The sequence below is a fragment of the Cupriavidus sp. GW822-FHT06G04 genome (assembly GCF_058799075.1).
The window spans coordinates 153,549-166,546 of sequence record NZ_JBXALD010000012.1 but is presented as its reverse complement, the minus strand read 5'-3'; the positions used below and the strand labels follow the sequence as shown (position 1 = coordinate 166,546).

The following is a 12,998-nucleotide window of genomic DNA, read 5'->3' as shown; positions in this document are numbered from 1 at the left end:
TGCGCCCCGGCGCAAGACCGGGAATTATGCGCCGAAAAATGCCGCAGCGCGTATCACGGGCGGTGCCCCATCCCGGAGACAGACAATGCAAGCCAGGCAATATCCCCCCAACGTGCCGCAGCAGGTGTACCTGTTTGGCACGTGTCTCGTCGACCTGTTCGTTCCGCAAGCCGGTCTCGATGCCGTACGACTGCTGGAACGCGAAGGCCTGACCGTTCACTTTCCGCGTGCGCAAAGCTGCTGCGGCCAACCGGCCTACAGCAGCGGCAATCCCGAGCAGGCGCGCAAGGTGGCGCGCGCCCAACTGGATCTGTTTCGCGAGCCCTGGCCGATCATCGTGCCGTCCGGTTCGTGCGCGGGCATGATGCGGCACCACTGGCCCACGCTGTTCGCCGACGATCCCGAAGCCGCCGAGCTGGCCGCCGACATCGCCGAACGGGTCTTCGAGCTGGCCGAATTCCTGCTGAACGTACTGCATGTGCGCTTCGACATGGCGCCCAACGCGGGAGCGGAGCGCGTGGTCCTGCATACGTCGTGCGCTGCGCGCCGTGAAATGGGCACGCGCACGCACGGTGTGGCGCTGGTCGATGCGCTGCCGGGCGTGACGCGCGTCGAGCACGAACGCGAATCGGAATGCTGCGGCTTTGGCGGCACGTTCTCGCTCAAGCACGCCGATATCTCTGGCGCGATGGTGCGCGACAAGGTCGCTTCCGCCTGCGCCACCGGCTGTGACCGGCTGGTTTCTGCCGATTGCGGATGCCTGCTCAACATTGGCCATGCCGCCGCCCACGCGGGCGCGCCGCTACCGGTCGAACATCTGGCGTCGTTCCTGTGGCGTCGGACCGGAGGTGCGGCATGACCACGATGAGCGCGCGCGAGCGCATGCTGGGCCGTTTGCGCGCGGCTACGCCAACCTCCGGCGCAACGCTGGCCGCCGACACCGCGTCGCTGGATCGACGCATCGACACGCACTTCGACCTGCGCCGCGGGCAACGGCCAACAGTGGCCGCGATGGTGGCGTCGATGCAAGCGGCGCTGACGGCATCGCACGCGGAAGTCGTTTGCGCCGATGCCGCCGATTGGCCGATGTGGGTAGCCGAGCGGCTCGCGCAGGACGGCGTGCGGCGGTTACTGATCGATACCTCCGCGCCCGAAGGCGCCGCGCTGGCCCGAGCACTGCCCGCCGGCGTCGCAACGGTGACCTTCGATCGACCGCTCGAGGACTGGAAGTCCGAGTTGTTCGACACCGTCGACGCCGGTTTCACGGTGGCGCGTTCCGGGCTGGCCGCCACGGGCACGCTGGTGCTGGCGCCCGATGCCGGATCGCCGCGCACGGTGTCGCTGGTGCCGCCAACGCATATCGCGCTGGTCTACGCCTCGACGCTGCACCCCGATCTGCACGCGGCGGTGCGCGCCGAAAACTGGGCCGATGGCATGCCCACCAATCTGGTCATGATCTCGGGGCCGTCCAAGACATCCGACATTCAGCAGACGCTGGCCTACGGCGCGCACGGTCCGCGCCGGCTCTGGGTCGTCATCGTGAACGATCACGCAGGAGACCCCGGACAATGAGCCAGCAAACACTGCATTTCGTACCGAGCGAGGACTTCCGCGTCCGCGCGCGCGCCGCGCTCGACGATCCCAAGCTGCGCCGCAGTTTTCGCGGTGCGATGGACTTTCTGCAGCAAAAGCGCGCCGTGCAGTTTCCCGACGGCGACGAGCTGGAACAACTGCGCGATCTCGGCGAGGCCGTGCGCCAGCACGCGCTGGCCAATCTGCCGGACCTGCTGACGCAGCTCGAAGCAAAGCTCACGCAGGCCGGCGTGCAGGTGCACTGGGCCGAGACCGCTGACGAGGCAAACGCGATCATCCACCGCATTGCCCAAGCGCACGCGGCGACGCGCGTCATCAAGGGCAAATCGATGGCCAGCGAGGAAATGGAGCTGAACCATTACCTTGCCGAACGCGGCGTGGATTGCATCGAATCGGACATGGGCGAGTACATCGTCCAGTTGGCCGGGGAAAAGCCGTCGCATATCGTGATGCCGGCAATCCACAAGACCAAGGCCGACATTGCCACGCTGTTCGAACAGCACATCGCCGATACACGCTATACGGAAGACGTCGACGAACTGATCCAGACCGGCCGACGCGCGCTGCGTCAGGCATTCGTGCAGGCCGATATCGGGCTGTCCGGCGTGAATTTCGCGGCGGCCGATACCGGCACGCTGTGGCTGGTGGAAAACGAGGGCAACGGCAGGCTTTCCACCACGGTGCCCGATGTGCACATCGCCGTGATGGGGATGGAAAAAGTGGTGGCCAGGCTGTCGCACATCGTGCCGTTGTCCAGCTTGCTCACGCGCTCGGCCACGGGCCAGGCGATCACCACCTATTTCAACCTGATCTCGGGACCGCGCAAAAACCACGAACGCGACGGCCCGCGCGAAGTGCATCTGGTGCTGCTGGATAACGGCCGCAGTCAGGCCTACGCCGACGAGCAGCTGCGCGCCACGCTGCAGTGCATCCGCTGCGGCGCATGCATGAATCACTGTCCGGTCTACACGCGCATCGGCGGCCACGCCTACGGCACCACCTATCCGGGACCGATCGGCAAGATCATCTCGCCGCATCTGCTTGGGCTCGAAGCCACGGCGGATCTGGCCACCGCGTCCAGCTTGTGCGGCGCTTGCGGCGAAGTATGCCCCGTGCGCATTCCGATCCCACAGCTTCTGGTGCGCCTGCGCACCGAAGCGAATCGCGATCCGGACGAGGCGGTGCCGCATCCGCTGAAGGGCCAGGGCGCGAAGTACAGCCGCCGCGAGCATCTGGTCTGGCGCTTCTGGAGCGGCGCCTTCGCGCATCCGGCCATGTATCGCGTATTCCGGTGGGCCGCCACGCGTCTGCGCGCGTTCACGCCCGCCGCGCAGATGGGCTGGACGCAGCATCGCAAGCCACTGACACCCGCGCCAAAAAGCCTTTCCGATCTGCTTGCCGAGCGCAATCAGCCCGAGTAGCGGCGCGCGGCACACACAAGAATTCAAACACCATCAAGGAGACTTCCAGTGCAACCCTGGACCCAGATCTATACGCCGCTGGGCAGCCTCTGGCTGTCCGCGCTTGCGGCGGCCGTGCCCATCCTGTTCTTCTTCGTCGCGCTGGCGCTGCTGCGCATGAAAGGCCATGTGGCGGCGGCCATCACGCTCGCGCTGGCCGTGGCCGTGGCGATCGGCGCTTACGGCATGCCTGCGCCGCAGGCGTTTGCGGCAGCCGGCTTCGGCTTTGCCTACGGCTTGTGGCCGATCGCGTGGATCATCGTCACAGCGGTGTTTCTCTACAAGATCGTGGTGAAGACGGGCCAGTTCGACATCATCCGCGCTTCGGTGTTGTCGATCACCGACGACCAGCGTCTGCAGATGCTGCTGATCGGCTTTGCGTTCGGCGCGTTTCTGGAAGGCGCGGCGGGCTTTGGCGCGCCGGTGGCCATTACCGCGGCGCTGCTGGTAGGCCTTGGCTTCAATCCGCTCTACGCGGCCGGACTTTGCCTGATCGCCAACACCGCGCCGGTGGCATTCGGCGCGATGGGCATCCCGATCATCGTGGCCGGCCAGGTCACCGGCATCGACCCGATGCACATCGGCGCGATGGCGGGCCGCCAGTTGCCGCTGCTGTCGCTGGCGGTACCGTTCTGGCTCGTTTTCATGATGGATGGCCGGCGCGGCATCCGGGAAACGTGGCCCGCGGCGCTGGTGGTGGGCGCAAGCTTCGCGGTCACCCAGTACTTCACGTCGAACCACATCGGCCCTGAACTGCCCGACATCACGTCCGCGCTGGTGAGCCTGGTTGCGCTGGCGGCGTTCCTGCGCGTGTGGCAACCGCGCTCGGCGTCGCAGCCGGCGCGTGGCGCGGTCTCCGGCGGCACCGTGGCGCTGGCCCGATTTGGCGGCGGCCTCGGTGCGCCGTCGAACCGCCAGGCCTCGCCCTACAGCTTCGGCCAGACGGTGCGCGCATGGGCGCCGTTCGGCATCCTCACGGCGATCGTGACGATCTGGAGCCTGCCGTCGTTCAAGGCCTTGTTCGCCGCAAACGGCGCACTGGCCGGCAGCGTGCTGAAGTTCAAGGTGCCGATGCTCGACCAACTGGTCATCAAGACCGCGCCGATCGTGGCGTCGCCCAAACCCTACGAGGCCGTGCTGAAGCTGGACCTGCTATCCGCCGTGGGCACCGCGATCCTGCTGACGGCGATCATCTCGGTAATCTTGCTGCGCATGAAGCCCCGGGACGCGCTGGTCACGTTCGGCGAAACGCTGATGGAGCTGCGCCGCCCGATCCTGTCGATCGGCCTGGTGCTGGCCTTTGCATTCGTGGCCAACTACTCGGGCATGTCGTCGACGCTGGCGCTGCTGCTGGCCGGCACGGGCGCGGCGTTTCCGTTCTTCTCGCCGCTGCTGGGCTGGCTGGGCGTCTTCCTGACCGGATCCGATACGTCATCGAACGCGCTGTTCTGCTCGCTGCAACACGCCACGGCCCATCAGATCGGCGTGTCGGACACCCTGTTGGTGGCCGCCAACACCACTGGCGGTGTGACCGGCAAGATGATCTCGCCGCAATCGATCGCGGTGGCGTGCGCCGCGACGGGCCTGGTCGGCAAGGAATCCGAACTGTTCCGCTTCACCGTCAAGCACAGCCTGCTGTTCGCGTTTATCGTCGGCGTGATCACGATGCTGCAAGCCTATGTGTTCACGGGGATGATCCCGGGCTGACGATGCCTCGCCACTTCACGCCCCGCGCGCCCAGCGCGGCGGCGTGGAGCGGACTCAGTCGTTTGCCGCTTCCCTTGGCAGGAACGCGTTGCCTTCAGTCAGCGGCGCGTGGCGGTAGGTGGCCGGCGTGCGGCTCAGCTTGATCGGCGCGCCCAGCCCCTTGTAGCCGCCCGGCATCTCCACCACCATTTCGCGATGCACGGTGTGCGGATGCGTCAGCGCATCGGGCACCGACAGCACCGGCGCGCACGGTACGCCCGCATCGGACAGTTGCGCGGCCAGCGCCTTGCCGTCCCACACCGCCATCTTCGCTTCCAGCGTGCCCTTGAGCATGGCGCGATTGACCGAGCGCGCGCCGGCGGTGGCAAAGCGCTCGTCGTCGGCCAGTTCCGGCACGCCGAGGTGGTCGCACAGGATGCGGAACTGCCGGTCGTTGCCCACCGCCAGGAAGATCGGGTCGGTTGCCGTGGCCACGGTGTCGTACGGATAGATGTTGGGATGCGCGTTGCCGGTGCGGCCCGGCGTCTTGCCGCTCATGAACCAGTTGGCGGCGTGCGGATGCAGCAGCGACAGGCCCGAGTCATACAGCGCCGCTTCCACGAACTGGCCGCGCCCGCTGCGTGCGCGTTCCTGCAGCGCCAGCAGCACGCCCAAGGCGGCGTTGAGTCCCGTCACCATGTCGACCACCGGCAAACCCACCCGCAGCGGATCGCGATCGGCTTCGCCGTTGATGCTCATGATGCCGGCCATGGCCTGGATCGCCGCGTCGTAGCCGGGCAGGCCGCCGAGCGGGCCGTCGGCGCCGAATCCCGATACGCGGCAATGCACCAGCCGCGGAAAACGCTGCGACAGCACGTCGTAACCGAGTCCCCATTTTTCCAGCGTGCCGGTCTTGAAGTTTTCGACCAGCACATCGGCGTCGGCCAGCAGGGCCAGCAGCACCTCGCGATCGGCGTCCGCGGCGAGGTCGAGCGTCATCACGCGCTTGTTGCGGTTCAGGCCGAAGTAGTACGACGCCACGCCATCGCGAAACGGCGGGCCCCAGGTGCGGGTGTCGTCGCCTTGCGGCGGTTCGATCTTCAGCACGTCGGCGCCGTGATCGCCCAGGATCTGCCCGCAAAACGGGCCGCCCAGGATGCGCGACAGATCCACTACGCGAATGCCGGCCAGCGCGCCGGGTTGAAATGGCGTCATGTCTCTTCCCTGTTGTTATGTGCGGCGGTCAGTCCAGCTGAGCGCCCGATTTCTGCACCACGGTACGCCATTTGGCCACCTCGGATTTCACGAAGCTGCCAAGTTGGTCCGGCGATGTGGACGGCGCCAGTTCCAGCCCTTGCGCCAGCAGCGTCTTGCGTACGTCGGGCTGCTGCAGCGCATCGGCAAACGCGTGGTTGAGCTTGCCGATCACGGCGGGCGGCGTACCGGCCGGCGCCACCACGCCGAAGAATACCGAAACATCGAAACCGGCGACACCCTGCTCGGCCACGGTGGGCACCTCGGGCAGCGCCTGCGAGCGGCCCTTGGTGGTCACGCCCAGCGCGCGCACCTTACCGCTCTTGATGAACGGCAGCGCCGTCAGCACATCGGTGAAGGTCATGCTGACCTGACCGCCCAGCAGATCGTTCAGCGCGGGGCCGGTGCCCTTGTAAGGCACGTGCTGGAAATCAGTGCAGGCCAGGTTGTTGAACAGCACGCCGGCCAGATGCGACGACGCGCCGTTGCCGGACGATGCATAGGTGAGCTTGCCCGGATGCGCCTTGCCGTAGGCGATCAGTTCCTGCACGTTGCGGGCGGGCACGCCGGGATTGACCACCAGCACGTTGGGCAGATGGCCGATCTGGATCACGGGCGCAAAGCTCTTGATCGGGTCGTAGTTGATCTTGCGATAGAGGCTGACATTGATCGCCAGCGGCGCCGACGTCCCGAACATCAGCGTGTAGCCATCGGGCTCCGCGCGGGCCACGACTTCCGCGCCGATGTTGCCGCCGGCGCCGGCGCGGTTTTCCACCACCACCGGCTGGCCGAGGCTGTTCTTCAGCGCGGCGGCCAGCGTGCGGGCCATCGCGTCGGTGGGGCCCCCCGGCGGATAGGTCACCACCATCATGATGGGCTTGCTTGGAAAATCCTTCTGTGCAAAGGCGGGCGTGGCTGCGGCAAGCAGCGTGCACGCGGTCATGGAAGCGAATGCGGCCAGGGCCGCGCGGCGGTGCCATTGGGGCATGATGCGTTGTCTCCGGTAAAGCTGTTTTTATGTGCGGGGGCGCAGTGGCGCGCCTGTGACGCCGTTCAGAACACGTTGACCTGATCGACCTGCCCGGCCGCGTGCGCAACGCCATCGGTCGGGGCAGCCACCGTTTCGGCCAGCCATTCGGGTTCGGCGCCGCCCGCCAGCGGATCTTGCGGCAGCACGCGATGCACGAGCACCAGTTGCGCCAGGCGCATGCGGCGCACCGATCCGATGCGGCCCGCTTCCCACGCCATGGCGACGGCGCTGGTCACGTGATAAAGCGCGGAGGCAGCCTGGCGCGCCATGACATCGCCATCCGCGCCGGCATCGGCCGCGCGCGCCGCCAGCGCGGCGGCGCTGTCAATGACCGCCTCGAAGGTGGCGCGGGCTGTGGCATGAAGCGGCGTATCGCGCAGCAGGCCCTGCAAATGCGCCTGCAGCACCGGCAGCGACCCTTCGCGGCGGATCGCGCGCAGCACGTCGAGCGCGACGATATTGCTGGTGCCTTCCCAGATCGATCCGAGATGGGCGTCGCGCACCAGCCGCGGATCGCTCCATTCCTCGATATACCCGCAGCCGCCACGGATCTCCATCGCGTCGCCGGTCACCTTGCGCGCATCGCGGCACGCGCGGAACTTGATCAGCGGCGTCAAGATGCGCATCAGCGGATAAGCGTCGGATTCGCCAGCATCGGCGCGGCGCAGCGCTTCGGCGGTCTGGAACACCATCGTGCGCGCCTGTTCGGTCGGCAGCGTGAGCTTGAGCAACTGGCGACGCATCAGCGGCATGTCCGTCAGGCGCTTGCCGAAGGCGCGACGTTCACGCGCGATGAATTGTCCTTCCGTAAGGGCGCGGCGCATCAGGCCGGCGGCACGCACGCCGTTGGACAGGCGCGAGTTGTTGATCATGTCGGCCATCTGCACGAAACCGCGGCCGGGCTCGCCGACGAGGTAGGCATGCGCGCCTTCGAGGCGGATCTCGCCGCTGGCCATCGAGCGCGTGCCGAGCTTGTCCTTGAGCCGGATGATGCGGTAGTGATTGGCGCTGCCGTCGGCCAGCGTGCGCGGCAGCAGGAACAGCGACACGCCCTTGATGCCGTCCACGGCGGTGCCGTCGGCGTCTTCCACGCGCGCCAGCACCATCGCCAGCGCCGCGTCCGGATTCGAGCAGAACCACTTGTCGCCCACCAGACGCCAGCCGCCTTCGGCGCTGTCGTCGCGCACCGCGCGCGTGGCCGTGGCCGCGACGTCGGAGCCCGCGCCCTGCTCGGTCATGAACATCGCGCCCTGGTAGAGATCGTCGAAAACCTGCGTGGTCAGGTTGGGCAAAAAGCGCTCGACCAGTGCCGGATCGCCGAACTTGCGCAGCGTGCGCGTCAGGGAATCGGTCATCGACAACGGGCAGCACAAGCCGAACTCGGCCTGAACGAACAGATAGGTCAGCGCGTACTTGGCAGCGGGCGGCATCGGCTTGTCCCAGCCGAGCACGCCGCCGCGATGCGATGCCGCGGCGAGGCCGAACTCCGCAAACGCCACGCGTTCCAGTTCGACATAGGCGGGATGCTTGTGGATACGCTGCGCATCGAGGCCGCTGCGCGTGCGATGCGACAGCGTGGGCGGCGCGTGGTCGGCCACATTGGCCAGTTCGTCCAGCACGCCACCGGCCAGGGCGCCCATGCGCTCCAGGTGCGGCAGCAGGTGATTGAAGAGGTCGGCCGGCAGATAGAGCGGCAACAGCGCGCGCAGGTCCGGATCCGCCGTGAAAAGGCTCGCGCCGTGACGGTCGGGGACCGGATGAGCGTCGGGCGGGGCGGCGTGCAAAGCATGGGCGGCGGAGGTCGCCTGAAGGGCAGCGGGGCGGACGGCGCTGGTCGGCATCGAATGTGTCTCCGGAAGCTCCCGCCCTGCGAATTGGGGCGGGATGGTTTGGGACGCATTATTTGATGCGCAACGATTCGTGTCTAATTCTAAAATTGACTCGATCCATATAATTTTTATATCGCCATGGAATTTCGCCATCTGCGCTATTTCCTCGTGCTGGCCGAGGAACTGCATTTCGGGCGCGCCGCGAAACGGCTGTCGATTTCGCAGCCGCCGTTGTCGCTCAACATCCAGCAGCTCGAAGCATCCGTCGGGGCGCGCCTGTTCGAGCGCGATAGCCGTGGCGTGCGACTGACCGCCGCCGGGCGGGCGTTTCGGGAATCCGTCACGGCATTGCTGGCGCAGGCGGAATCGGCGCGGCTGCTGGCGCGCGAGATCGAGGCCGGCGCGGTGGGCCGGTTGCGCGTCGGCTTTGTCGGCTCGATGTTGTACCGCGGCCTGCCGCAACGGCTGCAGGAATTTCAGGCGCGCTATCCGGGCATCCGTGTGGCACTGACCGAACTCAATTCGCAGGAACAGATCGACGCGCTGCTGCACGGCGAACTGGACGCCGGCTTCGTCCACACCAGCCGCGTACCCGACGAACTGGCCGCCACGCTCGCGCATACCGAGCCTTTTGTCTGCTGCATGCCCGCCGATCACCCGCTGACGGCGCGTGCCGAACTGGCGCTGGCGGACCTGCGCGGCGAGCCATTTGTGCTGTTCTCGCGCAAGGCGTCGCCGGACTACTACAGCCGTATCTTCGATATGTGCGCGGCGCAGGGCTTTTATCCGCGTATTCAGCATGAAGTGCGGCACTGGCTGTCGGTGGTTTCGCTGGTCTCCCAGGGCATGGGCGTGGCGGTGGTGCCGGCCGCGATGGCACGCTCCGGCATGGCCGGCGCCGCATTCCGGCCGCTGGCCGATTCCACAGTGCCGTCGGAGGTCTATTGCGTCTGGAAAACGATGCCCGACCATCCCGCGCGCGACCACTTTGTCGAAACGGTCAAGGCTGCGATGGCTGCGGAGGCGGGCTGATCGCCGCTGCGATTTGCACGCCATCGGCGCAGATCGGCGCCGGAGAGAAAAAAGCCACTGGCAAGAAGACCAGTGGCTTTTGAAAGTACGCGTGGAACGGGGTGTTCAGCGTGCCCGCAGCTTATGCTGCCGACTGCGTTCGGCCAATACCGCAAATGCGTTATTCGCAAGAACACGCCGGAATTTCCCGCTCATTGCTGCGAGGAACGAGGGGAATCCCACTGCACCTGATGCCGGCCAGCGCCCCTCATTGCATCGATCTTTTCGCCCGCCAGGTTGCGGCCTCGCTTGCCATAAAGGCACGAAAACGGCGTGGATGCTATACAATCGAGAACGATTTCTATTTACGTACCCGACAGGCGTTTTTGGCCTGTTGCGCGGCGGTGATCCCGCCCTTGGACTGGAAGCATATGCGGTTGTCTGAACTGTCCCGGCGCACGGTCGCCATCGTGAAATCGGTGGACGATGCCACCCCGAACGATCCCGTCGCGCGCCGCCTGCGCGATCTCGGCTTTGTGCCGGGAGAAACCGTGCAGATCATCACCTTCGGTCCGTTTGGCAAGGACCCGCTGGTCGCGCAGGTGGGCTTCACGCGATTTGCGCTACGCCGCTCGGAAGCGGACCGCATTGCCGTGGAGATTGCCTCCGCGACGATTTCCAGCATTGTCCCCGCCAGCCAGGCCGATACGCCTGACGCCGCCAAGCGCATTGCGTGAAGGCCGCCCGACGCCGCCAGGATCCCGCTCATCATGTCAGTTGCACAGCATCCCTCCGCCCTGCGCATTGCGCTGGTAGGTAATCCCAACTGCGGCAAGACCGCGTTGTTCAACCGCCTGACCGGCAGCCGCCAGAAGGTGGCCAACTATGCCGGCGTGACCGTCGAGCGCAAGGAAGGAGTATTTACGTCGCCCGCCGGCCGCACGGTCCGCATCCTCGATCTGCCGGGCGCCTACAGCCTGCACTCGGCCAGCCTTGACGAGGCGATCACGCGAGAAGTCTGCATGGGGCAGCGCCCCGGCGAGGCACGCCCGGACCTGCTGGTGTCGGTGGTCGACGCCACCAACCTGCGCCTGCACCTGCGCTTCGTGCTGGAATTGCGCCGCCTCGGCCTGCCGATGGTGGTGGTGCTCAATATGAGCGATGCGGCTGCGCGCCGCGGCATCCTGATCGACCGCGAGGCGCTTTCGCAGGCGCTGGGCGTGCCCGTCGTGCAAACCGTCGCGGTCAAGCGCGACGGCGCGGCCGGGCTGGTCCGCCTGTTCGACGAGTCACTGCCGCCGGCGCCGCCCGCGCAGCCGCTCGACAGCGTGTCGGAATTTGACACGCACGCCGAAGTGAAGCGCCTGCTCGATATCGCCGTCACCATGCCGACGCGCACCGCGCGCTTCGACGATGCGATGGATCGCGTCGTGCTGCATCCGGTATTCGGTCTGGTCATTCTTGCGGTACTGCTGTTCTTCATGTTCCAGGCTGTGTTCTCGTGGGCCGCGCCGATGATGGACGGCATCGAGGCCGGCGTGCACTGGTTCGGCGAATGGCTGGGCGCGATGCTGCCCGACGGCATGCTCAAGAGCCTGCTGGTCGATGGCCTGATCGCCGGCCTTGGCAGCGTGGTGGTCTTTTTGCCGCAGATCCTGATCCTGTTCCTGTTCATCCTGACGCTCGAGGAATCGGGCTACCTGCCGCGCGCCGCGTTCCTGCTCGATCGGCTGATGATGGGCGCGGGCTTGTCGGGACGATCGTTCATTCCGCTGCTGTCGAGCTTTGCGTGCGCGATCCCCGGCATCATGGCCACCCGCACGATCCAGGACCCGCGCGACCGCCTGACCACGATCCTCGTGGCACCGCTGATGACGTGTTCGGCGCGGCTGCCCGTGTATGCGCTGCTGATCGGCGCGTTCATTCCCGAGCGGACCGTCGGCGGCATGTTCAACCTGCAGGGCCTGGTGCTGTTCGCGCTGTATGTGGCCGGCATCGTCAGCGCGCTGGTGGTGGCATACGTGCTCAAGTGGTTCCGCCGCGACCGCACCGATCATCCGCTGCTGATGGAGCTGCCGTCGTACCGCGTGCCCAATCCGCGCGATATCGCCATCGGCCTGTGGGAACGCGCGCGGATTTTCCTGTCGCGCGTGGGCAAGGTGATCCTGACGCTGACCGTGCTGTTGTGGTTTCTGGCCAGCTTCCCGTCGCCGCCGGCCGGCGCCACCCTGCCGCCGATCGACTACAGTTTTGCAGGCATGATCGGCCAGGCGCTGGAACATGTGTTTGCGCCAATCGGCTTCAACTGGCAGATCTGCGTGGCGCTGGTGCCTGGCCTGGCCGCGCGCGAAGTGGCCGTGGGCGCGCTGGCGACGGTGTACGCGCTGTCCGGCAGCGACGACACGGTGGCCGTGCAGCTGGCGCCGATGATCGCCGCGCAATGGTCGCTGGCCACGGCGCTGTCGCTGCTGGCCTGGTACGTGTTTGCCCCGCAGTGCATTTCCACGCTGGCGGTGATCCGCCGCGAGACCAATTCCTGGAAGGTGATGGCCGCCTCGGCCGCCTACCTGACGGGCCTGGCCTACCTCGCGTCGTTCATCACCTATCGCGTGGCGTTGATGTTCAGCTGATCGCACGGAAACGGCAGCGCAGTTATCCAATCCAACAGCCATCATGACGCTCTACCACGCCTTCGAAACCCTGCTGGTCCCGCTGATCGTGCTGGGCTGCGCCGTGCACGTCGTGGCGCGCTACATGCCGCGCACACGCGAGCGCGTGAAGGCGAACCTGGCGGCCGCGCTGGGCGGCGCCTCGGCCAAAGGCTGGCGTGCATGGCTGGTGCAGCGTCTGGCGCCGACGCAGGCGGCGGGCTGCGCCAGCGGCTGCGATACGAACAGCGGCTGCGGCTCGTGCGGATCGAATACATCCGGGGCGACCGGGGCCACGGCGGCAAGCCACGAGCAGATCATCCGCTTCTCACGCAAGCCGTGATCCGGACCACCACGACATGCAAACGGCGACCCTCGGGTCGCCGTTTTTTCTGGGTGATCGAGGTGACTTGCCGACGCGGCGACAGCGCATGAACGCCACGCAGAAACGGGTACGCATCCCGCGCTTTGCGTGCGCTGCCGCTGC

The 12,998-nt window shown here is 66.7% G+C and carries 11 protein-coding genes; 8 read left to right on the top strand and 3 right to left on the bottom strand.

Annotation, left to right across the window (positions count from 1 at the left end):
- Positions 1-85: 85 nt before the first annotated feature.
- The 4 genes from AC1RKI_RS24385 to AC1RKI_RS24370 are packed head-to-tail and all read left to right on the top strand — an operon-like array spanning position 86 to position 4,760.
- On the top strand, positions 86-859 hold the full coding sequence (locus tag AC1RKI_RS24385; protein ID WP_492797706.1) for a (Fe-S)-binding protein: 774 nt from the start codon (positions 86-88) through the stop codon (positions 857-859).
- Positions 856-1,572 (top strand): LutC/YkgG family protein, encoded by a 717-nt coding sequence (locus AC1RKI_RS24380; protein WP_251164851.1) that lies wholly within the window; start codon positions 856-858, stop codon positions 1,570-1,572. Before AC1RKI_RS24385 ends, AC1RKI_RS24380 begins: the two co-directional genes overlap by 4 nt.
- Entirely contained in the window at positions 1,569-3,014 is a 1,446-nt protein-coding gene (locus tag AC1RKI_RS24375; RefSeq protein ID WP_492797708.1) for a LutB/LldF family L-lactate oxidation iron-sulfur protein, read from the top strand. The genes AC1RKI_RS24380 and AC1RKI_RS24375 overlap by 4 nt, the downstream gene beginning before the upstream one ends.
- 48 nt (positions 3,015-3,062) lie before the next feature.
- Complete coding sequence (locus AC1RKI_RS24370; protein ID WP_227460523.1) at positions 3,063-4,760, top strand: lactate permease LctP family transporter; 1,698 nt, start codon at positions 3,063-3,065, stop codon at positions 4,758-4,760.
- Between the two features lie 54 nt (positions 4,761-4,814).
- On the opposite strand, the gene AC1RKI_RS24365 is transcribed toward AC1RKI_RS24370, so the two are convergent.
- The 3 genes from AC1RKI_RS24365 to AC1RKI_RS24355 all read right to left on the bottom strand — a co-directional run bounded on the left by AC1RKI_RS24365 (position 4,815) and on the right by AC1RKI_RS24355 (position 8,864).
- The gene (locus AC1RKI_RS24365; protein WP_251164854.1) at positions 4,815-5,954 is read right to left on the bottom strand and encodes a CaiB/BaiF CoA transferase family protein; all 1,140 of its coding nucleotides are present in this window, start codon (positions 5,952-5,954) and stop codon (positions 4,815-4,817) included.
- 28 nt (positions 5,955-5,982) lie between these two features.
- Entirely contained in the window at positions 5,983-6,981 is a 999-nt protein-coding gene (locus tag AC1RKI_RS24360) for a Bug family tripartite tricarboxylate transporter substrate binding protein (protein ID WP_492797710.1), read from the bottom strand.
- Positions 6,982-7,046: 65 nt separating this feature from the next.
- Entirely contained in the window at positions 7,047-8,864 is a 1,818-nt protein-coding gene (locus AC1RKI_RS24355; RefSeq protein ID WP_492797712.1) for an acyl-CoA dehydrogenase family protein, read from the bottom strand.
- A 126-nt stretch (positions 8,865-8,990) separates the two neighbouring features.
- On the opposite strand from AC1RKI_RS24355, the gene AC1RKI_RS24350 reads away from it, so the two are divergent.
- From AC1RKI_RS24350 to AC1RKI_RS24335, 4 genes are all read left to right on the top strand, one after another.
- Positions 8,991-9,884, top strand: coding sequence for a LysR family transcriptional regulator (locus AC1RKI_RS24350; RefSeq protein ID WP_492797714.1), 894 nt, complete (start codon positions 8,991-8,993; stop codon positions 9,882-9,884).
- Positions 9,885-10,294: 410 nt separating this feature from the next.
- Positions 10,295-10,600, top strand: coding sequence for a FeoA family protein (locus tag AC1RKI_RS24345; protein WP_061957658.1), 306 nt, complete (start codon positions 10,295-10,297; stop codon positions 10,598-10,600).
- 33 nt (positions 10,601-10,633) lie between these two features.
- Positions 10,634-12,493, top strand: a complete 1,860-nt coding sequence (gene feoB / locus AC1RKI_RS24340; protein ID WP_244788483.1) for a ferrous iron transport protein B — start codon at positions 10,634-10,636, stop codon at positions 12,491-12,493.
- A gap of 43 nt (positions 12,494-12,536) precedes the next feature.
- A complete protein-coding gene (locus AC1RKI_RS24335) occupies positions 12,537-12,854 on the top strand; it encodes a DUF6587 family protein (protein ID WP_492797717.1) in 318 nt (105 codons plus the stop codon).
- Positions 12,855-12,998 lie beyond the last annotated feature (144 nt).